Below are 25,972 nucleotides of genomic sequence, written 5' to 3'. Positions count from 1 at the left end.
CGAGTGTTGAGGCTCAACAAACCCTAAGCCGCGCAAGTCACGGAAAGTGATGATAATGAGCAATCTTGCCTATGAAACAGAGGTACCGGGCGGCGAAACCTCGGAGCAGGATATTGCCGCGATGCAGGCGTTGCGGCCGATCCCGCGCATTTCGATCCAAGCATTCTGCGAGACCGAAGGCGTAGCCAATCCGGTCGAGCGCGCCGGCGAGGATCGCCGCATGGCCAAGGCCCATCTGAAGGTGCATATGGGGGGCATCCCCACCGCTATCGAATTCTATCAGTCGGCGCCGACACCGAACCTGATCCTGCTTGAATCGCGCAGCGAGCCGAAGCTGTTGCTGGAACAACTCGCGCAGCTCTCCGAGCATTGTGACCCGAGCTCCAAGGTGGTGGTTGTCGGCCATTACAACGATGTCGGCCTGTACCGCGAACTCATCCGCTCGGGCATTTCCGAATATGTCATCGCGCCCGTATCGATGGCCGACATCGTCAGCGTGGTGTCTTCGATCTTCGTTGATCCGGAAGCTGAGCCGATCGGCCGCTCGATTGCCTTCATCGGCGCCAAGGGTGGCGTCGGCTCCTCGACCATAGCCCATAATGTGGCGTGGGCCATGTCGTCCCTTTTCAAATCCGAAGTGGTTGTCGCCGATCTCGACCTCGCCTTCGGAACGGCCAATATCAATTTCGACCAGGACCCGGCGCAAGGCATTGCCGAGGCGGTCTTCTCGCCGGAACGCGTCGACGAGGTCTATCTCGACCGGCTGCTCGCCCAATGCGCCGAGCATCTGTCGCTGCTTGCGGCACCTTCGACCCTGGAGCGGGTCTACGATTTCGATCCTGACGCCTTCACCCAGCTTATCGACATAGCCCAGCGTAGCGCGCCGCTCCTCGTGCTTGATGTTCCCCATGTCTGGGCCGGCTGGACCAAGAACACCCTGGTCAAGGCCGACGAGATCGTCATCACGGCTACGCCCGAACTGGCCAATCTGCGCAACACGAAGAACCTGGTCGACATGCTGAAGCGGCTTCGTCCGAACGATCCCGCACCAAAGCTTGTAATCAACCAGGCCGGCGTGCCGAAACGTCCCGAGATTACACCGTCCGACTTCTCCGAATCACTCGGCCTTTCGCCGATGTCGATCATCCCGTTCGAGCCCCTTTTGTTCGGAAATGCTGCCAATAATGGGCGTATGCTCGGTGAAATGGATGCCAAGAATCCGGTCGTCGCCACGATCAACGAGATCGCCCATGTGCTGACAGGGCGCAGCGAAATCAAGGTGAAGAAAAAGGCTGGCCTCGGCAACCTGATCGGCAAGCTTTCGCGCAACAAGAAGTGATGCCTCAGCGGTGGAATTGGTAAGCGATCATGTTTGGTAAAAGAGGCAGCGACGACGGCAACCGGACCATTCCGGAATTCCGTCAGCCAGCACCTGCGCCTGCTGCGCCGGCGGCCGCGAACCCTGTGGAAGCGGCTGTAGCTGCCAGGCCGGCGGCGCTGCCGCCATCTGGTGCGCCGGCGGTTCGCCGTGCGGTCGAGCCGCCGCCATTGGCCCCGGAGCCGAAAACGATCCAGCGCCAAAAGAGCGAAACCTACTACGATACCAAAAGCCAGGTCTTCGCCGCACTGATCGACACGATCGACCTGTCGCAGCTGGCCAAACTCGATCCCGAAAGCGCGCGCGAGGAAATCCGCGACATCGTCAACGACATCATCGCGATCAAGAATTTCGCGATGTCCATCGCCGAGCAGGAAGAGCTTCTCGAGGATATCTGCAACGACGTTTTGGGCTACGGGCCACTGGAGCCACTGCTTGCCCGCGACGATATTGCCGACATCATGGTCAATGGCTCCAAGAACGTCTACATCGAAGTCAACGGCAAGGTCGAGCAGACCGGCATCCGTTTCCGCGACAACCAGCAGCTCCTCAACATCTGCCAGCGTATCGTCAGCCAGGTTGGCCGCCGCGTCGATGAATCGAGCCCGATCTGCGATGCGCGTCTTCCTGATGGCTCCCGTGTCAACGTCATCGCACCGCCCCTGGCTATCGACGGCACCGCACTTACCATCCGCAAGTTCAAGAAGGACAAGCTGACGCTCGACCAGCTGGTCAAGTTCGGCTCGATTTCGCCGCAAGGGGCCGAGATTCTCAAGATCATCGGCCGTGTTCGCTGCAACATTGTCATCTCGGGCGGTACCGGCTCAGGCAAGACGACGCTACTCAATTGCCTGACCAACTATATCGACCGCGAGGAACGCGTCATCACCTGCGAGGACTCAGCTGAGCTGCAATTGCAGCAGCCGCATGTGGTGCGTCTCGAAACCCGTCCGCCGAACCTCGAAGGCGAGGGCGAAGTGACCATGCGCGACCTGGTCAAGAACTGCCTGCGCATGCGGCCCGAACGCATCATCGTCGGCGAAGTGCGCGGACCCGAAGTGTTCGACCTGCTGCAGGCGATGAACACCGGCCATGACGGCTCGATGGGGACGATCCACTCGAACAGCCCGCGCGAATGCCTCAACCGTATAGAGTCGATGATCGCCATGGGCGGCTACACGCTGCCGCAAAAAACCGTGCGCGAAATCGTCGTAGGCTCCATCGACGTGATCATACAGGCTGCACGCCTGCGCGACGGATCGCGGCGGATCACCCACATCACCGAGGTGATCGGCATGGAAGGCGACGTCATCATCACCCAGGACATCGTTCTCTATAACATCAAGGGCGAGGACGCGAACGGCAGGCTGCTGGGCGAGCACGTGTCGACTGGCATCGGCCGTCCTCATTTCTGGGAGCGCGCCCGCTATTACGGCGAGGAGCAGCGCCTCGCGGTTGCGCTCGAGGCGATGGAGAAACGCGCTGACTGATCCGTCTGGAAGCGTGGGGGCCAGGGTCGATGTTCGGAATTGACGGCACCGTATTGGCATTCGTCGTGCTCGCCGGCTTCAGCGCCGGCGCTGTGGCCTATGCTTTCCTGTTCAACCGGATCAGCACCGAGAAGCAGGTCGGCAAGCGGCTTGAATCGATCAAGACCGCCGAGACGGATCGTTCGGTCGTCAAGGCTTCGCGCGATCGCGTGGCGGAAGCGGCCAAGCGTCGCAAGTCCGTCCAGGATTCGCTGAAGGATCTCGATCAAAAGCAAAAGTCCAATCAGAGCCTGGTCAAGAAGCCACCGCTGAAGATCCAAATCCGTCAGGCAGGCATGAAGATCTCGCTTGAGCGCTTCTATGTCTACTCGGCGGTCTGCGGCGTCGTCTTGACGGCTCTTGTCTATTTCATCGGCGCACCACTGCTGGTCTTGCCGGCTGCGCTGCTGGTCGGCGTCTTGGGTCTGCCCCGCTGGTTCGTCTCGTTTCGCCGCGCGCGCCGCGTCAAGGCGTTCCTCAACGAATTTCCGAACGCACTCGATATCATCGTGCGTGCGGTAAAATCCGGTCTGCCGCTGAACGATGCCGTGCGCCTGATCGCCAACGAATCCCCCGAGCCGGTCAAGACCGAGTTCCGCCGCATCGTCGATTCGCAGCAAATGGGTTTGTCGATCCCCGACGCTGCCATGCGCATGCCAGAAACGATGCCGTGCACCGAGGCGAGCTTCTTCGGCATCGTCATCCAGATTCAGTCTCAGGCCGGCGGCAATCTTTCCGAAGCGCTGGGCAATCTTTCGCGCGTGCTTCGCGACCGCAAGAAAATGAAAGCCAAGGTCCAGGCGTTGTCCATGGAAGCCAAGGCATCCGCCGTGATCATCGGCGCCTTGCCTTTCGTCGTCGCCTTTCTCGTCTATTTGACGAGCCCGAACTACATCATGCCCCTCTTCACCACCAGCACCGGCCATCTGATCCTCGGTTGTTCCGGCATCTGGATGTCGATGGGCGTCCTGGTAATGCGCAAGATGATGAACTTCGAAGTCTAGGACTCGCGTATGACCGATCACGTCATCAGAACTCTCACCGATCCGTCTCTGCTGATCGCACTGCTGGTCGGCATTGCGGTGTTTGCGACCGTCTTCACGCTGCTGCCCGCCTTTGGCGGAAACCAGCTCAAGGCGCGCATGAAATCCGTGGCGCTGGAGCGCGATGAGCTGCGCGCCAAGCAGCGTGCGCGGCTGGCAGTCGAAGCCGACCGCCGACGCAAGGGCCTGCGCGAAGAACAGTCGGTCGGCATGCGCAATATTGTCGATCGCCTGGATCTCAGGCGTGCGCTGGCGGATGAAGGTACCTTGCAGAAATTGAAAGTGGCGGGTTTTCGCGGGCAAAATCCGCTGACGCGCTTCCTTTTCTTCCGTCTCGTTCTGCCCTTTATCGGCTTTGCATTGGCGGCGATGTATCTGTTCGTGCTCGGAGGATTGCCCGAGCAGCCGCTTTTCGTGAAGCTGTTCGTGTGCATCGTGGTAGCCTATGCGGGGTTCTACGCGCCGGTGCTCTACGTCAACAACCGCGCTACCAAGCGCAAGCAGTCGATTCAGATGGCGTGGCCGGACGCGCTCGACCTGTTGCTGATATGCGTCGAGTCCGGCATGTCGGTGGAAGCAGCGCTTCGCAAGGTCGCCGATGAGATCGGCGCGCAATCGGTGGCATTGGCGGAAGAATTCATCCTGACCAACGCCGAGCTTTCCTATCTGCAGGAGCGCAAGCAGGCCTACGAGAACCTTGCAAGCAGAACCGGCCTGGAATCCGTCAGGTCGGTGTCCCAGGCGTTGGTTCAGGCCGAGCGCTACGGCACGCCGGTGGCGCATGCTCTGCGCGTGCTTGCCGCTGAGAGCCGCGACATGCGCATGAATGCCGCCGAGAAGAAGGCCGCGGCCTTGCCGCCGAAGCTCACCGTGCCGATGATCCTGTTTTTCCTGCCGGTGCTGTTCGCCATCATTCTGGGTCCCGCCGGCATCCAGGTGAGCCAGCGCGGCATCTTTGGCGACCAGCCGAAATCCAGCAGCGAGTAGCGCCAGTAGCGTCGCCACAAACGCTGATATGATTTCAAAGCCGCGCGGCCGGTGCAGCGCGGCTCTTTGCGTTAGGCGTGTTGCGGAATTTCGCGCACCGGTTCGGCGCTTGAGCCGGTCAGTTGGTGGCGGGCTTTGCCTTGTCCTGGTCCTTGAGCTGGCTCCAGGCATTCTGCTGCGCCAGCATCTGGCGCAGGTAAGCGACATTGGCCTGCGCCTGATCCGGCGACAGCTCTTGCGAGGCGATCTTCTCGGCCTCGTCGAAACGGCCTTGCAGACCGACGACCAGCGCCAGGTTCTGGCGGACGCGACTGTCTGCATTCGGCTGCTGGGCGGCCGAGCGCATATAGGTTTCGGCCGTGCGCAAATCACCTTCCAGCACGTACGACATGCCGAGATTGGAAAGGACCGATGGTTCGTTCGGCCTGAGGTCAAGCGCCTTGCGATAGCCTTGGCGCGCCTCGTCCTTCTGGCCGAGCTGGTCGAGAATGGCAGCTTCCGCCGACACCAGTTTCCAGTCAGGATATTCGGGGGTCTGCGCGCGGCGCACGGCATCGAGAGCCGGCTCGAACTGACCGTTGGCGGCTAGCGCCTTGCCATAGGCGGCGAGCACGTCGCGATCCTTCGGCAAGGCAATCGCCAGCTTGCGCATCACCGCAAGCGACTGGTCTGCGTCGCCGTCCATCTGCAGCGCCGCTGCATAGTTTGTCGCGATCCGCTTGTCGCTGGGGTTTTTCGAATAGGACTGGCCGAGCGCCATCGTAGCGTTGTGCAGTTCGCCCGCCGACATTGTTTCCAGCGGCTTGCCGCTTGGACGAGAAATCGAGCCAGTCGTCAATTTGCTGGTTCCGCAGCCGGCGACGCCTGCGGCAAGCACCATCATCAACGCCGTGGTGATCAGCCTATTTGCGCTGGCGTTCATCCTGCGGTTGGTCGGCATCGGCACCAGGGCTCCGTTCATCGCGTGACCATTTGCGTGGCCATCTTCCCTCCCGCAGAAATATTCTGTTAACCCTAACGGAGAGTTAAGAAACGCCGACTCGGAAGCGGAGACCAGCGAATGCCTGTCGAACTCGTCGAGAAAGAATTGAGCAATGCGCTGCCGGTCCATCTGGTGGCCAAGGATGCTCTGGCGGCGTCGGGCCTTGCGCCATCCTCGGTCGCCTGGGCCAAGGCCAACGGCTTTTCCGGCGAGGCCGGCAGGACGCTGATTGTACCTGGCGACAACGGCGCGATTGCCGGAGCCCTGTTCGGCACCGGTGATGGCGAGGGCGCACTGGCCATCGGCGCACTAGCGAGAGCCTTGCCCGAAGGCGACTGGCATTTTGCGTCCGCGCCGGCCAAGCCCGAGCTTACGGCACTCGCCGTGGCGCTCGGCGGCTATGTCTTCACCCGCTACGGCAAGAAGCCAGGCAAGACGCTGCGCCTCGCGCTCCCGGCTGGCACCGACGCCGCCCGCATCCGCCGCCTCGCCGATGGCGTTTTCCTGGCGCGCGATCTGGTCAACACGCCGACCAGCGATATGGGCCCCGGGCAGTTGGAGAAAGCCGCCCGGAGCTTGGCCGCGACGCACAAGGCCGAAATATCGGTCACCAAAGGCGACGATCTTCTTGCCGCCAACTTTCCGATGATCCACGCCGTCGGTCGGGCTTCTGCTGACGCGCCACGCCTGATCGACATGATTTGGGGGCTGAACAATGCCCCCAAGATAACGCTGGTCGGCAAGGGCGTCTGCTTCGATACAGGCGGTCTCGACATCAAGCCGTCCTCGGGCATGCTTTTGATGAAGAAGGACATGGGGGGCGCTGCCAACGTGCTGGGCCTCGCTTCCATGATCATGGCCACCGGCCTGAAGGTTCGGCTGCGTGTGCTCATCCCCGCTGTCGAGAATTCGATAGCCGGCAACGCCTTCCGGCCAGGCGACGTGCTGGTGAGCCGCAAGGGCATCACCGTCGAAATCGGCAACACCGACGCCGAAGGACGGCTGGTGCTCGCCGATGCCTTGGCCTTGGCCGATGACGAGGAGCCGCAGATGCTGGTCGATATGGCAACGCTGACAGGCGCTGCCCGTGTTGCGCTCGGTCCCGACCTGCCGCCGTTCTATACCGGTGACGAGGCGCTTGCATCCGAGCTGGCGGACGCCTCCGTTGCGGTCGAGGATCCGCTATGGCGCATGCCGTTGTGGAAGCCCTATGACGCCAAGCTGGCGTCGAAGGTGGCCGACATCAATAACGTCACACCGGATGGTTTCGCCGGCTCGATCACGGCGGCGCTTTTCCTGAAGCGCTTCGTCGAAAAGACCGCCAACTGGGCGCATCTCGACATCTTCGCCTGGAACCCGTCCGACCGCCCGCACGGCCTTGCCGGCGGCGAAGCGCAAGGCATCAGGGCGCTGGAGCAGGTCATTTCGAACCGCTACGGCTGATTCTCGGGCAAGCCGACGAAGGTGCTGACTGAAACGGAACCGAAACAATTTTCCGTCATGCTGGCCGGATGTCGATTATCATGCGTCCAAGCCAGGCCTTGCGACTGTGGCAACAGGTGGTGCTGTCGGAGGTGCGCGATGACGCGCCCGACCTCACCATGCGCCAGACGGCGATCCTGTTCACCATCTATCTCGATCCGCCGCCACACACGGTACGGGGGTTAGCCGCCCGCCTCAACGTCACCAAGCCGGTGATCACCCGTGCGCTCGATACGATGGGGGCGCTGAAACTGGTGTCGCGCCACCGCGACGAGCTCGACAAGCGCAACGTGCTGGTCAGGCGCACAGTCGAAGGCGCGCTCTTTGTCGAGCGCTTTGGCGATGTTATCATCGCCAGAGCCCAAGAGTTGCCCATTTAACCAAGTTGCCCATTTGAACGAGTGCCGATTTGACCGCCAGGGATGCCCGCCTCCATGCCTTCCGCTCCGATCTCGCCGACGCCAGGCTGAAAGGCGAGGTCGCCGCCGACCGTTTTGTCGCCGGCCGGCCGGCGCGCATATCAGCCTCCGTGGCCGATATCCGCAAGGCTCCGCGCCCGGATGCCGGCGTCAACACGCAAGCCCTGTTCGGCGACGATATTCTCGTCTTCGATGACGCGGAAGGCTGGGCCTGGATCCAGGCTGAGCGCGACGGCTATGTCGGCTATGTCGCCGACACGGCGCTGGGCACGCGCGACCATGCGCCAACCCACATCGTTTCGGTGCCACGCACCTTTCTCTACCCGGGACCCGACTTGCGCTTCCCGCTGAGCGGGCAATTGTCGATGGGATCGTTGGTGACCGTGACGGGCTCGGCCGAAACGCGCAGCACGCATTATGCGCTGTTGCCGTCCGGCGAGGCGGTCATATCTGGCCATCTCAGGCCTATCGCCGAGGCGGCTGCCGACTACGTCGCGGTTGCCGAGGCCTTTCTCGGCACGCCCTATCTGTGGGGCGGCGCCTCCGGCTTTGGCATCGATTGTTCCGGTCTCGTGCAACTTGCAATGCACATGGCTGGCAGGCAAGTGCTGCGCGACACCGACATGCAGGCGACCACCATCGGTGAACCGCTCGACCCCGGGCCGGATTTTGCGGGGTTGCGGCGCGGCGACCTGGTCTTCTGGAAAGGCCACGTCGCGATCATGACGGACCCGGAGACCATGATCCACGCCAACGGCCACACGATGCTGGTGTCGCTTGAAGGACTGAGGGAGGCGGTCGCCCGTATCGGCTATCTCTATGGCGGACCGACCGGGTTTCGCCGGCCGTAATGCGAATCGATCACCTTTTGTTCTGATTCTGCTTGGCGATTGCGCGTCACCGCGCTACCTCTGGCGCGTGACAGAGCAGCCGCGCCTTGCCGAACAGAATGCCGCCGTCGTCCTGCCCGAGCCATTCGTCAAATGGTTTGCAGAAAAGGGCTGGTCGCCGCGCGCCCACCAGATCGATTTGCTGGCCAAGGCCCAGGGCGGGCAGTCGGTATTGCTGATCGCGCCGACCGGCGCCGGCAAGACGCTGGCCGGGTTCTTGCCATCGCTGACCGAACTGGCTGGCCGACCGAGGAGAAGGCCGGGGCAGGCGCACCGAGGCATCCACACACTCTACATCTCGCCGCTGAAGGCGCTGGCCGTCGACATCGAGCGCAATCTCGGCAAACCCGTCGAAGAAATCGGGCTGCCGGTCACCGTGGAGACGCGCACCGGTGACACGCCCGCACACAAGCGCCAGCGGCAGAAGCTGGCGCCGCCCGACATTCTCCTGACCACACCCGAGCAATTGGCGCTGCTGATTGCCGCGCCCGATGCCAGGCGCTTCTTCGAGGACCTGCGCTATGTCGTGCTCGACGAATTGCATTCGCTGGTGACCTCGAAGCGCGGGCATCTCCTGTCGCTCGGGTTGGCCCGGCTGCGCTCGTTTGTGCCCGCGCTGCAGACGATAGGCCTGTCGGCGACGGTCGCCGAGCCCGACGAATTGCGGCGCTGGCTGGTCAGCCAGAATCCTCCGGGGCCGATGGCCGAACTGATCGTCGTCACCGGCGGTGCCAAGCCCGAGATCTCCATTCTCGATTCGGAGGAGCGCGTGCCGTGGGCGGGACATTCAGCCCGCTACGCAACGCCGGAGATCTACAACGAGATCAAGCGCCACAAGACAACCCTGCTGTTCGTCAACACGCGCAGCCAGGCGGAGTTGCTGTTCCAGGAGTTGTGGCGGGTCAACGAGGACACCTTGCCGATCGCGCTGCATCACGGCTCGCTCGACGTCGCGCAGCGCCGGCGTGTCGAAAAGGCGATGGGCGAGAACGCCCTGCGCGCCATCGTCGCCACATCGACGCTCGACCTCGGCATCGACTGGGGCGATGTCGACCTGGTCGTCCATGTCGGCGCGCCGAAGGGGGCGAGCCGGCTGGCGCAGCGAATCGGCCGCGCCAACCACCGCATGGACGAGCCGTCCAAGGCGATCCTGATTCCGGCCAATCGCTTCGAGGTGCTGGAATGCCGGGCGGCGCTCGACGCCAATTATCTCGGCGCCCAGGATACGCCGCCGCTGGTCGATGGCGGGCTCGACGTGCTGGCGCAGCACGTGCTGGGCTGTGCCTGCGGTGCGCCGTTCCATGCCGATGCGCTGTTCGAGGAAGTGCGGACGGCAGCACCCTATGCCGATCTCGACCGGCCGACATTCGATCGCGTCGTCGATTTCGTCGCCACTGGGGGCTATGCGCTGAAGAACTACGAACGCTACGCCCGTATTCGTCTCAACAAGGATGGGCTGTGGCGGGTCTCAAATCCTCGCGTCGCCCAGCAATACCGGCTCAATGTCGGCACCATCATCGAAGTGCCGGCGCTTAACGTCCGCTACGTCCAGGCCGGCAGCAGAGGCGCGGCTTCGCGTGGCGGTCGGGTTCTGGGCAAGATCGAGGAGGCCTTCCTCGAAACATTGACGCATGGCGACACCTTCATGTTCGCCGGCAAGGTTCTGCGTTTCGAAGGCATCCGCGAGAATGAGTGCTTCGTCTCGAATGCACCCGGCAGCGACGCCAAGGTGCCTTACTATGGCGGTGGCAAATTCCCGCTTTCGACGTACCTGGCCGAACAGGTCCGCGCCATGCTGGACGATCCGCAGCGCTGGAAGGAGCTGCCGGAGCAGGTCGCAGACTGGCTGCGCTTCCAGGCCGACAAGTCGGTACTGCCGAAACGCGACGATCTGCTGATCGAGACCTTTCCGCGCGGCAACCGCTACTACCTGGTAGCCTATCCGTTCGAGGGCAGGCTGGCGCATCAGACGCTCGGCATGCTGCTCACCCGCCGCCTCGACAGGGCGGGAGCCAAGCCGCTCGGCTTCGTCGCCACCGACTATGCGCTTGCCATATGGTCGCTGGCCGATATGGGCTATATGTTCACGGCGAAGAAACCGTCGCTGGCTCAGCTATTCGATCAGGACATGCTGGGCGACGACCTCGAAGCCTGGCTCGCCGGCAGTTGGTTGTTGAAGCGTACCTTTCGCAATTGCGCGCTGATCTCGGGATTGATCGAGAAACGCCACCCGGGGCAGGAGAAGAGCGGCCGCCAAGTAACCGTGTCGACGGATCTCATCTACGACGTGCTGCGCAGCCACGAGTCCGACCATATCCTTTTGCAGGCGACGCGGGCCGATGCCGCGACCGGTCTCTTGGATGTCAGCAGACTTGCCGAGATGCTCTCGCGCGTCCAAGGTCGAATCATGCATAAGAACCTCGAGCAGATATCGCCGCTCGCCGTGCCGATCATGCTCGAGATCGGCAAAATGCCGGTGCACGGCGAGGCCGATGACACGCTGCTGATGGATGCAGCCACGCTGGTCGAGGAGGCCATGGGGACGAAATGACTGTCGCGCTGGCCATGGCTGCGCCGCTGGCGGATGCGGGCGCTGTCCGTATCGCCGGCGAACGCGCGATCTGCGACCGTCGTGGCGTGCTCTATTTTCCCGAATTCCGGCTTCTGGCCGTATCCGACCTGCATCTGGAAAAAGGCTCATCACTGGCCAGGCGCGGCACGCTGGTCCCACCTTACGACACCGGCGCGACGCTGCTCCGGCTGCAGGCGGTGATTGCCGACTATCAGCCTGCGATCGTCATCAGCCTGGGTGACAGTTTTCACGATGGTGGCGGCGCAGCGCGCATGCACGCAAGCTTCCGCGACAGGCTGGAAGGGCTGATGGTCGGGCGCGACTGGTTCTGGGTCGCCGGCAATCATGATCCTGAAGCGCCGGCCGACTTGCCAGGCGAGACCGTACGTGAATTGGCAATCGGCTCTCTACTCTTCCGGCACGAGCCTTCGGTGGTGAGAGTGGAAGGCGAGATATCAGGCCACCTGCATCCTTGTGCCCGCATCGTGCAGCAAGGCCGCTCGGTGCGGCGGCGTTGCTTTGCCGGCGATGGCGGCCGCATGATCATGCCGGCTTTCGGCGCCTATACCGGCTCGCTCAACGTGCTCGATCGCGCCTATCTGGGACTGTTCAAGCGCGAAACGCTGATGGCCTACATGCTTGGCGCCGAACGCATCTTCGCAATTTCGCACGCGATGCTCAGGCCGGGCTGAACCTACCTGCCGTAGTACAAAGTGACGGTGTGCTTGGCCTCGGCGAAGAACAGCCAGCGCTCGACCAGCATTCCGGCGAGTTGGGCGATTGCGGCGAGTATCGACAGTGCTGCCGCATAGGGCCACGGCAAGGCGAACGCCGCGACCAGCAGCAACGCGGGCAAAGCAAAGGCCAGCACCTGCGTGATCTGGCGGAGTTTAGCGCTGTGCTTGCGCGCGATCCGAAAACCCATTTCCTTGAGCAGATAGTTTTCTTCCGTATGCGGCCACTCGATCGACCGCACCGTGCCGCCGGCGAGCCCGGTTGCGGTGTTGGCATTGGTCGGGATCTCCAGCCTGTCATTGTATCGCCAGGTCGCCAGCTTCAAACCCCAGCCGAGCGCAGTCAGCAACAGGGCAGCCACCAGAAGCGCACTCGAGCCTGCGGCAAATCCCTGCAGCAGGGCGTTGAGCAGTACGCTGCCGGTCATCGCCGAAAAGATCAGATAGCCGGGCAGGGTGAAGCGGCTGTGCCATTGGGCGATAGGCTTCAACGACGCGTAGATCATGCCGGTGGTGCAGACGGTGGCGGCCGCGCCCATGGCAGCGAGCAGCCCGGCGACAGCCACCCAGCCGCTCGTACGGCCGAGGACCACCCAGCCAATACCGAACAGTCCCGCCGGCACGAAGGTGACGACGGACGCCACGCCTTCGCGCGACAGCCATGAGCTTCGCCATTGCGAGAAGGCACGCCAGGCGCGTTCGGGCCGACCGAGATGGCCGGCTGACGACAGCAGGCCGGCCGAAATCAGGCCAAGCGCCAGCCCCATGCCGGTGAGGCCAAGCCAGAAATCGGGCGGGATAAAGCCCTGTCCGGCTAGCACGCCAAGCAGCGCGAGCAGTCCGTAGCCGGCGCCCGTGGCGGTGGTGAAAAAGACGACCGAGAATGCTGGATGCATGAGACGCGGGTCAGTTCGAAAGCATGCGGTCGACCCAGCCGAGGAAGCCGCCTTCCGCACGCACCGCTTCTAGGGCCGGGGCAGGCACCGAGGCGGCGCGGGTGGTGTGGGCACGTGGCGGCAGATATTTGTTGGTCGGCTTGTAGCCCATCTCCGGCATCAGGTCGACGCCACCGCGCTCGGCCACCAATTGTGAGATAGCCGATTCCGGATCGCCCAGATCGCCGAAATGCCGCGCGCTGGTCGGACAGGCGGCGACGCAGGCCGGCACACGATCTTCTTCCGCCAGATTGTCGTTGTAGATGCGGTCGACGCACAACGTGCATTTCTTCATCACGCCGACATCGGTGTCGAATTCGCGCGCTCCGTAGGGACAGGCCCAGCTGCACAATTTACAGCCGATGCACTTGTCCTCGTCGACCAGCACGATGCCGTCCGACGCCCGTTTGTAGGAGGCGCCGGTCGGGCAGACCGTGACGCACGCTGGTGTCTCGCAGTGCAGGCAGGAGCGCGGGAAGTTCACCGTGCGTCCGCTCATCTCCGTCATGTGCTCATAACTGTGCACCCGGTTGAACCAGACACCGTCGACATTGCCGCCATAGGGGTCGATGTCGGTTAGCGGCGCCATATGGCCGCCGGTGTTCCATTCCTTGCAGGCGGTAACGCAGGCCTGGCAGCCGACGCAGGTGTCGAGATCGATGACGAGGCCGAGCTTCTTGTCGGTATGGGCGGGAAGGCAGGTCATTCGGCAGCTTCTCTTTCCCGGCGAAATTCGGCGCCGAAACTGAGTTTGTCGGGCGAGGACTCGAAGCCCGGCGGCTGCCGGAACCGCTCGAACTGCGGTTCGGTGAAGCCAGCTTCTTCGGGCGCGCATTTGACGATGCGCACGCGCAGGTCGAACCACGCCGCCTGGCCGGTCACCGGATCGGAATTCGAATAGCGTTTGCCGCTGGCATCGGCGGAGGTCTGGTCGCCGATGATGTGGTTGAGCAGGAAGCCGCGATTGGATTCGGCCGCGTCATCCTTCAGCCCCCAGCTGCCGCGCCGCTTGCCGATGGCGTTCCAGGTCCACACCGTATCGGCATTGACGCCGTCGACCAGCTTGATCTGTCCTTTGACCTTGCCGTTGATGCTCTCGATCCATACCCAGTCGTCGTCGACAAGGCCGAGGCCGGCGGCGGTCCGCTGGTGGACGAACAGCCGGTTCTGGCTGGTGATCTGTCTCAACCAGGCGTTCTGTCCGCCCCAGGAATGGTACATGTGCATCGGCCGCTGCGTCAGCGCGTGGAGCGGATAGGCTTGGCTATCGACCGCAGCCTCTTCGAAGGGCGCGTACCAGAACGGCAGCGGATCCATATAGGTCTCGATGCGGCTGCGCTCTGCCTTCGGCGGCAGCACCCCGCCATGGCCGCGCGCCGCGAGGCGAAAGCGCTGCATCGGCTCGGAATAGAGCTGGAAGACGATCGGCTCGGCCTTCGCAATGAAGCCCATGCTCTCGGCGAATTCGAGATACGAGCGGTTGGCCATTTTGTAGTAGCGCTGATCGGCGGCGAAATCCTGGTGCCAGAAGCCGCCATTATCGATGTAGCGCTGCAACTGGTCGGGATTGACCTCGCCCTTGCCGACCGAGGTCCCGTCCTTTCCGCGCCAGCCGGCGAGCGGACCGACACCTGGCGTGCGCTCGTGATTGACGATGTAGTCGGCATAGTCGCGATATTTGGCGGCGCCATCGTCGTCGACGAAACCGGGTAGGCCGAGCCGCGCGCCGAGCTCGATCAGCACCGACTGGAACGGCCTGACGTCGCGGTCCGGCTCGACCACGGGATGGCGGATGGCGTCGCCCGGCCCGTCGGCGTGGCTGATCGGCCGGTCGAGCAGACTGATACAGTCATGACGCTCGAGATAGGTCGTATCCGGCAGCACCAGATCGGCAAAAGGCACGGTCTCTGAATAATAAGCATCAGAATAGATGATGAACGGGATCTTGTACTCACCCGATGCATCCACATCGGTCAGCATCGCCATCGTCTCGACCGTGTTCATCGACGAGTTCCAGGCCATGTTCGACATGTACATGAACAGTGTGTCGATCGTGTAGGGATCGCCGGCCCATGCGTTGCGGATGACCGTGTGCATGAGGCCGTGTGCTGCAAGCGGCGCATCCCAGGAGTAGGCCTTGTCGATACGAATTGGCTTGCCGCCTTCATCGACCAGCAGGTCCTCCGGTCCGCAGACGAAGCCGAGCGGCATGCCCTCGAGCGCCGTCATTGGCTTCACATTCTTGCCGGCTGGTTTGGGGCCCGGCGGCGCGGACCGCGGATAGGGAGGCTTGAAGCGGAAGCCGCCCGGCACGTCCACCGTGCCGAGAAGTACCTGAAGCAGATGAATGGCGCGGCAAGAGTGAAAACCGTTCGAATGGGCCGAGATGCCTCGCATCGCATGCATCGACACCGGGCGGCCCTTGATGGTCTCGTGCCGGCGTCCGGCCCAGTCCGTCCAGGCCACCGGCAATTCGATTTGCTGTTCAAAGGCGACATGAGCGAGTTCTGCGGCAATGCGTCGGATGGTGTCGGCGGAGATGCCGCACCGGTCAGCGACGGCGTCCGGTGAATAGCTCTCGTCCAGATAGCGGTCGGCGACGAGTTGGAAGACCGGCACGCAACGGCGGCCGTCGACGAGAAAGCTGCCGGTCAATGCGGGCCTCGCGTCGGTATCGTTGGCATTGATAGGTATCTTCGCCACCCTGTCCCAGGCCAGGGGATTGCCGTCGCCATTGCACATGAACAGCCCATCATCGGCAGCACCAGGCTCCTGAATGACCAGGATGTGGGCGTTTGTGTAGCGCAAGAGGTAGTCGAGATCGACGCGGCCGGCCTTCAGCAATTCGTGGATGAGGGCGAATACGAACAGGCCGTCGGTGCCGGGCCGGATGCCGACCCAGTCGTCGGCAATCGCGTTGTAGCCGGTGCGGCAGGGATTGATTGAAACCACCCTGGCGCCGCGCGCCTTGAGCTTGCCGAGGCCGATCTTGATCGGATTGGAATCATGGTCTTCGGCAACCCCGAACAGCATGAAATATTTGGTGTTGTCCCAATCGGGTTCGCCGAACTCCCAGAACGAGCCGCCAATCGTGTAGAGGCCGCCGGCCGCCATATTGACCGAGCAGAAGCCGCCATGGGCGGCAAAGTTCGGCGTGCCGAACTGGCTCGCCCACCAGCCGGTCAGCGATTGCGACTGGTCGCGCCCGGTGAAGAAGGCGAGTTTCTTCGGATCGGTTCGGCGGATGTTCGAAAGCCGTTCTGTCGCAATCGACAAAGCTTCCTCCCACTCGATTTCGCGGAACTCACCCGAGCCGCGAGGGCCGATGCGCAGTAGCGGCTTCTTCAGTCGGGCCGGGCTGTAATGCTGCATGATGCCGGCGCTGCCCTTGCCGCACAGCACGCCGCGGTTGACCGGGTGGTCCTTGTTGCCGTTGATGTAGCGGACCTTGCCGTCCTTGATATGGACGTCGATGCCGCAGCGGCAGGCGCACATATAGCAGGTGGTCTTGGCGATGCTGTCGGAGACATCGGGCGAAGTATCGACGCCGTCGTCTTCAGCGGGCGCGCGCGTATCGGCAAGCGGCCGTTGGGATGGTGCTGAGTTGGCGCCGCGCAGCGGTTTGTTGGTCATGATCCGGCGATGTTTTTGCGTTCCGCGGCCTTGGCTCTCGTCTTCGGGCCTGGGCCGCGCATGTAATGCTGTTCCGGCCGATAGCGTTCACCGACCAGCCGCCACCGAAGGCTGCGGGACCAGTGCGTGAACACGGATTTGAACAGCCTCACCAAATTTCTACCCTCGACTGTTCTGGCGCGACTTTTTTCCAATTTCGAGCCAAAATTTAGAACAAAGCAATCAATCTGTCTAACAACTTGCTCTTGTAATTCTAATCGGATTTGCTTCTTAATACCGGCATGACTCTGGACCAATTGCGGATCTTCGTCGCCGTCGCCGAACGGGCGCACATGACCAAAGCGGCCGACTTGTTAGGCATTTCACAGTCGGCCGCGTCGGCCGCCATCCGCTCGCTCGAACAGCAGCACGGCGTGCAGTTGTTCAACCGAGTGGGCCGCAATATCGAGCTCGCCGAGACCGGACGCCGATTCTTGCCCGAGGCCAAGGCGGTCCTCGAGCGGGCCGCGGCCGCCCACAATGTGCTGGAGCATGTCTCGCAGACGATATCAGGCAGTCTCTCGATCGCTGCCAGCCAGACCATCGCCAGTTATTGGCTGCCGCGCCGGCTCGCCTCTTTCCACGAAGCCTATCCTGCCGTCAGGCTGAGCGTGAGCATTGGCAACACCAGGCAGGTCGAGACCAATGTACTTGATGGCGCAGCCGATTTTGGCCTGGTCGAGGGGCGCACCGAGTCCGACATTTTGCGGCGTGCCAAGGTCGATATCGATCGCATGATGCTGGTAGTAGCGCGCTCGCACCCTGAGATCGCAGAAGTTTCGCCTGGACATCCCGACCTTGGCGGGCTTCGCTGGATCATTCGCGAAGGCGGCTCGGGCACGCGCGAGGCGCTGGAGGACCTTGCCCGACGCGACGGGATTTCGTTCGCGGACCTGCAGATATTCCTGGTATTGCCGAGCAATGAGGCTATTCGCCAGGCGGTCGAGGCCGGCGCCGGCGCCAGCATCATTTCGGAACTCGTCGTCGCGCGCGCGGTCGCCGAAGGCAGCCTGCGTTCCGTGCCGACCGATCTGCCGAAGCGCGAATTTGCCATGATCACGCATCGCGACCGCCAGCCAAGCCTGGCCCAGATGGCGCTCAAGGCGCATCTCGGCGGCAAAGCTGAGAGAGCCACGCCGCTTTAAGCCGATCAGCCGAACTTCCGCTGTGCGTCGAGCGCCAGCCCAAGCCCGACCGAGCCGAACACATCGCCTTCGATTACCGAGGCCTGCGGCACCAGAGCCAGGATCTGTTGTCTGGCCAGCGGGATCGCGGTCGATCCGCCGGTCAGGAACACCGCCGTGATGTCGGAGGGCTTCACCTGCGCGTCGCGGACGGTCTGCTCGACGGTAGCTGCAACGCGCTCAATATCCCGAGCGATAGTGGCTTCGAGACCTTCGCGCGTGATCTCTGCCATGAACCTCACCTCCGGTAGCGCGACCTCGATATTGGCCGACGATCGGTCCGTCAGCTCGATCTTGGCCCTTTCGACCAGCGCCGCCAGCGCGTGGCCGTAACGATGCTCGACGATGTGGATGAAGCGCTCGACCAGGTCCGCGCGCTCCGCCTCGTAGCGGATCTGGCGCAGATGCGTCATCGCCCTTGCGGTGTAGACCAGGTTGATGCGCTGCCATGTCGCCAGGTCGATGAAGTAGCTCGCCGGCAGATTGCGCTTGCCGTCCTTGGTTGGCGTCAGATACCCGAGCTGCGGCATCACATGGGCGATGCTCAGCAGCCGGTCGAAATCGGTGCCGCCGATGTGGATGCCGCGGCTGGCCAGGATATCGTTCTTGCGGTCGAGCGAGCGGGCGCGCTCGGGCGAGACCCGCACGATCGAGAAGTCGGACGTGCCGCCGCCCATGTCGACGATCAGCGCCAGTTCCTCGCGCGTCACCTTCTGTTCGTAATCGAGTGCCGCCGCGATCGGCTCGAATTGGAAGGCGATGTGCTTGAAGCCTTGGGCGCGAGCGGCGTTTTCGAGTTCATGCTCGGCCTCGGCATCGGCCCCGGCATCGTCGTCGACGAACTGTACCGGCCGTCCGAGCACGACGCTTTCGACTGTGTCGAGGGCGTTTTCTTCGAGTTTCTTTTTCAGATGGCCGACAAATAGGCCGACAATTTCCATGAAGCCGATCGAGCGCGCCTTGATGCGCGTCTTTTCGTGAGCGAGCGAGCTGCCGAGCACGCTCTTCAGCGAGCGCATCAGGCGGCCTTCGATACTGTCCGTATAGTTGGCGATGGCGCGTCGCCCGAAATAGGTGCGGTTGTCCTCGAAATTGAAAAACACCGCACTGGGCAGCGTGACCTGGCCGTCTTCCAACGCCACCAGCCGCGGCTGCCCGTTCCTGACCACGCTCACGGTGGAATTTGAAGTGCCGAAGTCGATCCCGGCAAATGCTGGTCGCATCGTGCGTTCCTGTATTTCTGATTTGGGGAGCAGCAGCTCGTGTCCGGTCGGGCCGGGGGTCGCGGTCTAACCCATACCCTCGGAAAGGGAAACCACTTTTACGAGAGTTCAGTCTTTCCTGAAGACCAGTCTTCCGAGCCAGCCGGTCAGCATGGCCAGCGAAACGGCAAAGACACCGTAGAGGAACGAATAGTCGTGCGCGACACGGAAGATCGACTGTTCGAAACCGGACTTGCGGATTTCGAGCTGGGCGGAGCTTTCCTTGATGAACAGGCCGCTCTTGAACAGGAAGGCGCGGGCCTTATGGGTGCCGACCGGAACGTTTGGGGCGAGCCTGACGGTGGCGCGGAACAGGTTCTGCGACAGGAACTGCACACCGCCGACATTCTCGCTGTAGAGGCCTGTCGCCGCCTTGCGCTCGCGCAGCGCGGCGGTGAACTCCTCGATTGTCGCCGGGCTTTCCTCGGCGTCGGCCGGCTGCAAATAGAGGTTCGAGGCGCCAAGCGACAGCTGCTTGTAGCTGTTCGGATCGGTGACGTCCTGCAGCGGCCGCGTCGTCGCCACCGAATAGGAGACAGGTACGTTTTTGAAGGTCTCCGACTCCAGATTGACCCAGACGCCGAGCACCCGGTCCTTGCGGCGCACGACGACGGGTCGGGCCGGGCCTTCCAGCACGACGATCACGTCGTAGCGCCCTTGCCGCGCGACAAGCGGATCGGCATTTTCCAGCGAGCCGAAGATGGTCAGGTCGGCGCCGGAAAAGCCGGCGGTAATCGAGACATTGTCGGTGGAAAGGCCGATCTGGATATTTTCGGTTAGTGGTGTCTGCGCCTTCGCCGGTGGCGCAGCCGCCAGCAGCGACAGCAAGGCGACGGCCGCGAGCGTCCTCAAGCCAGCCATCAGCTCAGGCCCACGCCGGACAGCGAATAGACATTGGGCGGCGTGACGAAAAGATCGATGGCAAGCCGGATGGCTACCGCCAGCACCAGCAGCGCCAGCAGCGCCCTGAGTTGCTCGCCCCGCAGCCTCTGACCAGCCTTGGCGCCATATTGCGCGCCGGCGACGCCGCCTGCCATCAACAGGAAGGCGAGCATGACGTCGACCGTCTGGTTGGTGGTGGCGTGGACCAGCGTGGTGTAGGCCGAGGTGAAGATGATCTGGAACAGCGAGGTGCCTATGACGACGTTGGTCGGCACTTTCAAAAGGTAGATCAGGGCCGGAACCATGATGAAGCCGCCGCCGACGCCCATGATCGAGGACAGGAAGCCGATCGCCGCGCCTAGCCCAAGCACCGGAATGACGCTGACGAAGAGCTTCGAGGCCCTGAACCGCATCTTTAGCGGCAGACGGTGGATCCAATTGTGCTGGCCGGATTTCTTCAATACCGGTGCGGCGCCGCTGCGAGTGGCGCGCAGTGCATTGACACTCTCGACCAGCATCAGTCCGCCGACGGTGCCGAGCAGCACGACGTAGAGCAGCGAGATGAACAGGTCGAGCTGGCCGAGCCGGCGCAGGAGCGCAAAGACATAGATACCACCGGTCGAGCCGACGATGCCGCCGGCTAAAAGCACGCCGCCAAGCTTGAAGTCGAGCGTGCCGCGCTTCATGTGCGACAGGGCGCCGGAGAAGGAGGAAGCGATGACCTGGTTGGCGCCGGTGGCGACCGCGATTGCCGGCGGTATGTTGTAGAAGATCAGCAGCGGCGTAATGAGAAAGCCGCCGCCCACGCCGAACATGCCCGACAGGAAACCCACCGCCGCACCCATGGCCAGCAGTACGAAGATGTTGACGGAAATTTCCGCGATCGGGAGATAGATGCCCACCCGTCAGTCTCGATCAGTTTGTCTCTTGGCGAATGCAGCCGTTGCGGGCATTTTGCGCCAAAAGGCTATCTCGTTCTTGCGCCGGACGGGCGGTGAAGTCAAACTTCGCCGCACCGCCGAAACAAAAAACAACTCAATCAGTTAACAGGCAAATCTGTGGCAAGGGCGTCGCGGAAACGACGCATCCGCCGTTATTTACGCGCAAGCAGTGCCTTGACCAGCTTTTCGTCGATCGCGCCGGTTGCCTTCATATCGTTGTCGGCCTGGAAGGCCATGATCGCGTTCTTGGTTTTCTGACCCATCATGCCGTCCGGATTGCCGGCTTCGTAGCCGTTCTTGTTGAGAATGCGCTGGATGTTCTGGACCGCTTTCTTCATGTCGATGCCGGCGGTCGTCTGCGGTGTGCCGTCCTGCCACGATTCAGGAATGTCGGCCGAATTGGCGGTTGGATCGAGCGGCTTGGCCTTCCACAGTTCAGCCGAGGCCCGCGCACGCTCCAGCTGCTCGGGCCTCAGCGCCTTGGCGATCTCGTCGCGCTTGGCCGCCGCATCCTTGTCGCCGGTCTTGGCGACGAGCGCGAACCATTTGTAGCTCTCCTCGAGGTTCTGCTTCATGCCGACGCCCTTCGCCGCCAGGATGCCGAGATTGAACTGGCTGTCCTTGACACCGAGATCCGCCGCCGCCTGGAACCAGTGCGCTGCCGATTCATTGTCGGTCACGCCATCCGCCGCCATTGCAAACAAGACGGCCAGATTGTGCATCGCGCTGGCATTGCCCTGCTCTGCGGCAAGCTGGTACCAGGTCTTCGCTTTCTTGATGTCGCGTGCGACGCCGATGCCCTTCTCGTAGAAATTGCCGATGCGGTATTCTGCCGGTGCGAAACCGAGTTCGGCAGCTTTCTCATACCATCTGGCCGCCGCCGCCATGTCTTCCTTGACGCCGCGCGACTCGGCGTAGCGCGAGCCGATCTCGAACATCGCCTTGGCGTCGCCGCCGGCCGCTGCATCGCGCAGGGCGGCCGGACCGGCATCGGCCGGAACGTCGATCTTGGCAACGCCTGCCGCGGCAGCATCCGCCGGCGGCACCGTGCCGGTCGTGTCTTGCGTAGCAGCGGTGGTGGTAGCAGGCGCGGCAGCCATTGGCTCGGCGTCGCTGGCCGTCGCCGCTGCCGGCGCGGGGACTGCGGCCGTGGTGTCTGGCGCCGCCAGGTCAGCGGACGCCGTGGAAGCTGAGGGCGCGGTCGATGCCTCGGTTGCCGGTGTAGCGGGGCCGGTTTGCGCCGCCGTGTCGTCCTTGGTCATCGGTGCGGATGGCTCTGCCTGCCTGACGGTGGGCGAGGGCGCGCTCTCCTGTGTTGTCGTCTGCGCGTCCGCCTTCGGCTCGCTGGCAACGCTGGCCAATGCGGTTTCCACCGGCTGTACGGCCACGGCGGGTGCCGCCTCATTGTTGGCGACTTCGACCGGGTCGGAGAAGAAGGCTTGGCCCAGTTGCAGGCCGGCAAGCGCCAGCATGATGGCGATTGCCCCCATCAGGATCGGCTTGCGCCGCGCCTTGAGCAGGTCGCCGATCCTGAGTGCCTTGACCGGGCCTTTCATCGTCGACTGGCGCTTGAGGGCGTCCGCCTCGGCGGCCGCCGCTTGCGCAGCCCGTCTGGCTGCCGCGATGAAGTCCGATTTCGCCGCCTCGGCGCCGCCTTCCCGAGCCGGCTGCCCGCGCTCGTCGCGCACACGCTTCATGATGGCGCTGAGGTCGGGTGCGCCGGAGCCGGGTTCCAGTGGCCGGTTGGCGAGCTTGGGGTCGAGGGGCTCGTCGAGATCGACGCTCGGTATCTCGGCGCTCGGCGCCGAGCCTGCAAGCGGCGGCATCTCGGCCTCCTTCTTGCCTTTCAAGGCGCGTGCCAGCCCGCCTAACATTGATTTCCTGCCGCCGCCCTGCTCGGTTTTTTCGCGCGTCGTGTCTGAACCGAGAGCCGCCAGGGCGGCTGCTGCTGCGGCCTCGGCTGGCGTACGCGGACCTGGCTCGTCGCGCGCGAGCGCCGCGGCGCGGCCGTCGAGATCGGCCATGCTGCCCGTCAACGGCAGCGGCTGGTCGAGGTCCATCGACGGTGCGTCCTGCACCGAGATCTTGGATGCCCGGCCGAAGCGCTTGCTCAATTCCGCGCTTGCCAGTTCGCCGGTCTCCAGTGAACCAAGCCTGTCAACGATCTTGAGCAGCGTATCGTGGATAGCCTCGAACGTCCTCGAGTTGCGCTCATCCGAACGGCGCGTCAGTGCCTCGAGCGTCTTCAGGTCCTGGGCCAGGCCGGTAACGGCCGCCGTGTTCGCGCTTGATCCGGCCAGCGAGCGGACGGCGCTCTCAGCCGCCTCGCGCGCCGCGCCGAGGATGGAATCGCGGGTTCCGGCCAGCGACTTCTCGATTTCGTTGAGACGTGGGCTGATGTCGTCGAATTCCGGCAGCGGCGTGCCGGGCTTGGAAAGATGCGCCGTCAGGCCGGCGACCTGCGCTTCGAGGCTGCGGATCAAAGCCGGGTCGATGCTGGCAACCTGTGCCGCGGACGAATCCAGCCGGCTTGAGATGTCTTCGAGCCGGCTCTCCAGGCCACGGATCGCCGCCTCGTTGGCGGGGTCTGGAACGCGCGTCTCCATCCGCTTGGCCAGCGCGGTGAAGCGAGCGTCGATGGCATCCATGATGCCGGCGCTGTCGACCTGCGGCATGCGCTGGTCCAGCCTGTCGGCGACCTCGTCCAACCGGCGCTCAAGGTCGCGAAACAGCATGTTGCCTTGTTCGATGGCGTCGCCCTGGCGACGTTCCATCATGCTGGACAGCACGTCGAAGCGCTGCTCGAGCCCCTGGAAGATGTAGTCGGCGTCGGGCATGGCGGGTGCGTGGTCGATCTTGTCGGCAATAAGCGCGACTTGCCTGGCAAGGCGCTCCATCGCCTGTTCCGGCAGATTGGCTCGGCCGGCCAGCTCATCCACGCGGGTCGACAACGTGTTGAGACGGTCGATGACCTCCCGGCCCGGACGATCCTGCGACACTTCTTCGATTTGCTGGGCCAGTGAATCGATCCGCTTCTCGATGCGTTCGAAGGGCTCGGGGTCGAACGAATTGGCTTGCGCGGCAACCGTCGAGGCGACGATTGCGCGGGAAATCTCGTCGAGCCGCTCGTCGATCTGACTGAATGTGTCGCCGCCGCGATTGTCCTGCTGGCGGGCGAAATGGTCGACCGCTCCGGCAAGCGTGCGGACCTTTTCCTCAAGCGAGCGCAGCGACAGCGATTCCGGCAGATTGCTGACGGCATTGCTGATCTGTTCGAGCCGCTCCGTCAGCGCCGACAGGCCGGGTGCATCGGAGCGCTTGCGCTGGTCGGCCTCGACGCGGTCCTCGAAGGCGTTCCAGCGGCGGTCGAAATCGTCCCAGCGGCGTCCGACCGCCTGCACGCTCTCCTCGCGCGCCAGCGTATCGAGCGCGGCCTTGACCTGCTCAAGCTCGAGCCGCAGCATATTGACGCTTCTGTCGTCGCTTTTTTCGGCCAATGTCTGGATGGCGCCGGAAAGCCGCTCGAATTCGACGTTGAGTTCGGCGCTGCCTTTGCCGCCGCCATTTGACTGGAAGGCTCGCTCAATATTCTTGCGCAGTACCTCGAACTCGCGTTGCAGGCCGGAGGTCATCTGCTGGCGCAGCTCTTCGCGCAGGCCGCGCAATTCCCCGGCGATCTTGCCGGCTAGGGCGACGCCGTCCTCTTGGCCGCGCACCCGGTCGATATCGCGGGCGATCGCCTGGTAATTCTGGTCGAAAGCCGCTGCTGGACCTTTCGGCCGCTGCGCGCGTGGATCCTCATACCGGCGCTGCTGGCCATAGGGTTGGGCGCTGGGATAGCGCGGTTCTGCCGCTGGTCGGCGCGGATCGGGGTGGCTTGCCGTCTCCTCGCGCGTCCGCTCCAGCCGCTGCTCCAGCGTTTCCAGGGAGCGGTTGAGCTCTTCAAGCGTCGTGTGCGGCCGGCGTTGCCTGCCGGCGTTGAGTGTATCGAGGTAGGACCGCTTGCTGTTCATCAATGCGCCCGTTTCAGAATTGCTGGCTTTCACCAGGTTCCCAAAGTCCTGCCGGGACGAAGGCGACTGCTTGGCTTGTTGCAGTGGAAGACGAGCTTCCCGGGTCTCATCCGCGCTCCGAAAAACCGTGAAAAATTCAGTACAGGATAGACACGGGTAACCGACATGCGCACATTTCGCCCCAACGTGGTAAACAACGCGTTAACCAAGCTTAAGAAGTTGCAACTTTGTCGGCTGGCTGCCGACGGCGTCGCGTGTCCCTTTGGACGCAGAAAGGACGCTGTAGAATTTTGATCTGCCGCAGGGTTCTTTCCGAAGTCGACCGCGATTTTTGGGCTATCCGCTGGTGCTGCGGCATAAAGTTGCAAGACCAGAACGCTCTTGCGTGGTGAGGCGGCTATCGATATAGAATTGACGTAAACGTAAATGAGCGGATTACGCCGTTTGCGATTTGTTTGTTGAAACCACGAGTGGAAGCACGCCCCCGCTTTCACTCAGGCGACGCAAGGTCCGCGACCGCGACGCCACCAGACGGGGAAAGCCAGTGACCATGAAACTTATTTCGCCCGGCCAGGCCGCGGCCAACACCAACGATATGTCGAGCGAAGCCGGTGAAGAGCTTGTCCGCATCGGCGAAATGGCCAAGAAATACGGAGTGACGCTGCGTACGCTGCGTTTCTATGAGGACAAGGGTCTGCTCAACCCGCAGCGCGACGGATCGACCCGTCTCTATACACGCCGCGACAGGGCCCGGCTGAAGCTGATCCTGCTTGGCCGCAAGGTCGGGTTCTCGCTGCGCGACGTCAAGCAGATGATGGACCTCTATGATCCGAACGGCTCCAACACCAAGCAATTGCGGTTGGCGCTCGACAAGTCGGAGAAGCAGCTTGCCCGTCTGCAGAAGCAGCGGGCGCTGATCGACGACGCCATCAGCGAGCTGAGTGCTTCGATGTCGACCGTCCGACAAATGCTGATCGAGCGCTCGACGCCGCAGGCCAGCGTGGCGAGCTAAACTAAGCTTTGGATTTTCGACGAATGAGAACCGCGTGGCTTTCGCTGCGCGGTTC

The 25,972-nt window shown here is 63.0% G+C and carries 19 protein-coding genes; 11 read left to right on the top strand and 8 right to left on the bottom strand.

Annotated elements, in window-relative coordinates; translation table 11 throughout:
* Positions 1-55 precede the first annotated feature (55 nt).
* The 4 genes from NKJ46_RS09200 to NKJ46_RS09185 are packed head-to-tail and all read left to right on the top strand — an operon-like array spanning position 56 to position 4,937.
* Positions 56-1,339, top strand: coding sequence for a CpaE/TadZ family protein (locus tag NKJ46_RS09200; RefSeq protein WP_352664232.1), 1,284 nt, complete (start codon positions 56-58; stop codon positions 1,337-1,339).
* Positions 1,340-1,368: 29 nt separating this feature from the next.
* Positions 1,369-2,868, top strand: a complete 1,500-nt coding sequence (locus NKJ46_RS09195) for a TadA family conjugal transfer-associated ATPase (protein ID WP_352664230.1) — start codon at positions 1,369-1,371, stop codon at positions 2,866-2,868.
* Positions 2,869-2,897: 29 nt separating this feature from the next.
* Positions 2,898-3,911 carry a type II secretion system F family protein gene (locus tag NKJ46_RS09190; protein WP_352664228.1) on the top strand — a complete coding sequence of 338 codons (1,014 nt, stop codon included), beginning with the start codon at positions 2,898-2,900 and terminating at the stop codon, positions 3,909-3,911.
* 9 nt (positions 3,912-3,920) lie between these two features.
* Positions 3,921-4,937 (top strand): type II secretion system F family protein, encoded by a 1,017-nt coding sequence (locus NKJ46_RS09185; RefSeq protein ID WP_292654024.1) that lies wholly within the window; start codon positions 3,921-3,923, stop codon positions 4,935-4,937.
* Positions 4,938-5,055: 118 nt separating this feature from the next.
* On the opposite strand, the gene NKJ46_RS09180 is transcribed toward NKJ46_RS09185, so the two are convergent.
* Complete coding sequence (locus tag NKJ46_RS09180; RefSeq protein WP_352465090.1) at positions 5,056-5,877, bottom strand: tetratricopeptide repeat protein; 822 nt, start codon at positions 5,875-5,877, stop codon at positions 5,056-5,058.
* Positions 5,878-5,997: 120 nt separating this feature from the next.
* Between NKJ46_RS09180 and NKJ46_RS09175 the strand changes: the two genes are divergently transcribed.
* The 5 genes from NKJ46_RS09175 to pdeM all read left to right on the top strand — a co-directional run bounded on the left by NKJ46_RS09175 (position 5,998) and on the right by pdeM (position 11,974).
* The gene (locus tag NKJ46_RS09175; RefSeq protein WP_352664226.1) at positions 5,998-7,362 is read left to right on the top strand and encodes a leucyl aminopeptidase family protein; all 1,365 of its coding nucleotides are present in this window, start codon (positions 5,998-6,000) and stop codon (positions 7,360-7,362) included.
* Positions 7,363-7,430: 68 nt separating this feature from the next.
* Entirely contained in the window at positions 7,431-7,781 is a 351-nt protein-coding gene (locus NKJ46_RS09170; protein ID WP_023676939.1) for a MarR family winged helix-turn-helix transcriptional regulator, read from the top strand.
* A gap of 29 nt (positions 7,782-7,810) precedes the next feature.
* Positions 7,811-8,671 carry a C40 family peptidase gene (locus NKJ46_RS09165; protein WP_352664224.1) on the top strand — a complete coding sequence of 287 codons (861 nt, stop codon included), beginning with the start codon at positions 7,811-7,813 and terminating at the stop codon, positions 8,669-8,671.
* Between the two features lie 67 nt (positions 8,672-8,738).
* Positions 8,739-11,261 carry a ligase-associated DNA damage response DEXH box helicase gene (locus NKJ46_RS09160; protein ID WP_352664222.1) on the top strand — a complete coding sequence of 841 codons (2,523 nt, stop codon included), beginning with the start codon at positions 8,739-8,741 and terminating at the stop codon, positions 11,259-11,261.
* Entirely contained in the window at positions 11,258-11,974 is a 717-nt protein-coding gene (gene pdeM, locus NKJ46_RS09155) for a ligase-associated DNA damage response endonuclease PdeM (RefSeq protein WP_352664220.1), read from the top strand. The genes NKJ46_RS09160 and pdeM overlap by 4 nt, the downstream gene beginning before the upstream one ends.
* A gap of 2 nt (positions 11,975-11,976) precedes the next feature.
* Here the strand turns inward: pdeM and NKJ46_RS09150 are convergent, their stop codons facing one another.
* From NKJ46_RS09150 to NKJ46_RS09140, 3 genes are read right to left on the bottom strand one after another with little or no spacing between them, the layout of a single operon-like run.
* A complete protein-coding gene (locus tag NKJ46_RS09150) occupies positions 11,977-12,912 on the bottom strand; it encodes a dimethyl sulfoxide reductase anchor subunit family protein (RefSeq protein WP_352664218.1) in 936 nt (311 codons plus the stop codon).
* A gap of 10 nt (positions 12,913-12,922) precedes the next feature.
* A complete protein-coding gene (locus NKJ46_RS09145) occupies positions 12,923-13,657 on the bottom strand; it encodes a 4Fe-4S dicluster domain-containing protein (RefSeq protein ID WP_352664216.1) in 735 nt (244 codons plus the stop codon).
* On the bottom strand, positions 13,654-16,584 hold the full coding sequence (locus NKJ46_RS09140; RefSeq protein ID WP_352664214.1) for a molybdopterin oxidoreductase family protein: 2,931 nt from the start codon (positions 16,582-16,584) through the stop codon (positions 13,654-13,656). The genes NKJ46_RS09145 and NKJ46_RS09140 overlap by 4 nt, the downstream gene beginning before the upstream one ends.
* A 281-nt stretch (positions 16,585-16,865) precedes the next feature.
* Here NKJ46_RS09140 and NKJ46_RS09135 point away from each other — a divergent pair, with 281 nt between their 5' ends.
* Entirely contained in the window at positions 16,866-17,768 is a 903-nt protein-coding gene (locus NKJ46_RS09135; RefSeq protein WP_352664212.1) for a LysR substrate-binding domain-containing protein, read from the top strand.
* 5 nt (positions 17,769-17,773) lie between these two features.
* Here NKJ46_RS09135 and NKJ46_RS09130 read toward each other — a convergent pair whose 3' ends face one another.
* From NKJ46_RS09130 to NKJ46_RS09115, 4 genes are all read right to left on the bottom strand, one after another.
* Entirely contained in the window at positions 17,774-19,030 is a 1,257-nt protein-coding gene (locus NKJ46_RS09130; RefSeq protein ID WP_352664210.1) for an Hsp70 family protein, read from the bottom strand.
* A gap of 108 nt (positions 19,031-19,138) precedes the next feature.
* Positions 19,139-19,930, bottom strand: a complete 792-nt coding sequence (locus tag NKJ46_RS09125; protein WP_352664208.1) for a TIGR02186 family protein — start codon at positions 19,928-19,930, stop codon at positions 19,139-19,141.
* Positions 19,930-20,853: a sulfite exporter TauE/SafE family protein gene (locus NKJ46_RS09120; protein WP_352664207.1), complete on the bottom strand. Its 924-nt coding sequence runs from the start codon at positions 20,851-20,853 to the stop codon at positions 19,930-19,932. The genes NKJ46_RS09125 and NKJ46_RS09120 overlap by 1 nt, the downstream gene beginning before the upstream one ends.
* A 191-nt stretch (positions 20,854-21,044) precedes the next feature.
* Positions 21,045-24,905 (bottom strand): peptidoglycan-binding protein, encoded by a 3,861-nt coding sequence (locus NKJ46_RS09115; RefSeq protein ID WP_352664205.1) that lies wholly within the window; start codon positions 24,903-24,905, stop codon positions 21,045-21,047.
* A 550-nt stretch (positions 24,906-25,455) separates the two neighbouring features.
* Between NKJ46_RS09115 and NKJ46_RS09110 the strand changes: the two genes are divergently transcribed.
* On the top strand, positions 25,456-25,917 hold the full coding sequence (locus NKJ46_RS09110) for a MerR family transcriptional regulator (protein WP_023677331.1): 462 nt from the start codon (positions 25,456-25,458) through the stop codon (positions 25,915-25,917).
* The last annotated feature ends 55 nt before the right edge of the window (positions 25,918-25,972 follow it).

Origin of the sequence: Mesorhizobium sp. M0166, assembly GCF_040322255.1 — a bacterium.
Classification (GTDB): Bacteria; Pseudomonadota; Alphaproteobacteria; order Rhizobiales; family Rhizobiaceae; genus Mesorhizobium.
Note: the sequence above shows the minus strand (reverse complement) of the source record. Positions and strands in the feature narration are given on the sequence as shown.

Coding starts and splice junctions, on each gene's coding strand:
- NKJ46_RS09145 (WP_352664216.1), bottom strand. CDS start 13,657: ATGACCTGCCTTCCCGCCCATACCGACAAGAAGCTCGGCCTCGTCATC.
- NKJ46_RS09185 (WP_292654024.1), top strand. CDS start 3,921: ATGACCGATCACGTCATCAGAACTCTCACCGATCCGTCTCTGCTGATC.
- NKJ46_RS09175 (WP_352664226.1), top strand. CDS start 5,998: ATGCCTGTCGAACTCGTCGAGAAAGAATTGAGCAATGCGCTGCCGGTC.
- pdeM (WP_352664220.1), top strand. CDS start 11,258: ATGACTGTCGCGCTGGCCATGGCTGCGCCGCTGGCGGATGCGGGCGCT.
- NKJ46_RS09125 (WP_352664208.1), bottom strand. CDS start 19,930: ATGGCTGGCTTGAGGACGCTCGCGGCCGTCGCCTTGCTGTCGCTGCTG.
- NKJ46_RS09195 (WP_352664230.1), top strand. CDS start 1,369: ATGTTTGGTAAAAGAGGCAGCGACGACGGCAACCGGACCATTCCGGAA.
- NKJ46_RS09115 (WP_352664205.1), bottom strand. CDS start 24,905: ATGAACAGCAAGCGGTCCTACCTCGATACACTCAACGCCGGCAGGCAA.
- NKJ46_RS09180 (WP_352465090.1), bottom strand. CDS start 5,877: ATGCCGACCAACCGCAGGATGAACGCCAGCGCAAATAGGCTGATCACC.
- NKJ46_RS09200 (WP_352664232.1), top strand. CDS start 56: ATGAGCAATCTTGCCTATGAAACAGAGGTACCGGGCGGCGAAACCTCG.
- NKJ46_RS09130 (WP_352664210.1), bottom strand. CDS start 19,030: ATGCGACCAGCATTTGCCGGGATCGACTTCGGCACTTCAAATTCCACC.
- NKJ46_RS09150 (WP_352664218.1), bottom strand. CDS start 12,912: ATGCATCCAGCATTCTCGGTCGTCTTTTTCACCACCGCCACGGGCGCC.
- NKJ46_RS09190 (WP_352664228.1), top strand. CDS start 2,898: ATGTTCGGAATTGACGGCACCGTATTGGCATTCGTCGTGCTCGCCGGC.
- NKJ46_RS09135 (WP_352664212.1), top strand. CDS start 16,866: ATGACTCTGGACCAATTGCGGATCTTCGTCGCCGTCGCCGAACGGGCG.
- NKJ46_RS09140 (WP_352664214.1), bottom strand. CDS start 16,584: ATGACCAACAAACCGCTGCGCGGCGCCAACTCAGCACCATCCCAACGG.
- NKJ46_RS09110 (WP_023677331.1), top strand. CDS start 25,456: ATGAAACTTATTTCGCCCGGCCAGGCCGCGGCCAACACCAACGATATG.
- NKJ46_RS09170 (WP_023676939.1), top strand. CDS start 7,431: ATGTCGATTATCATGCGTCCAAGCCAGGCCTTGCGACTGTGGCAACAG.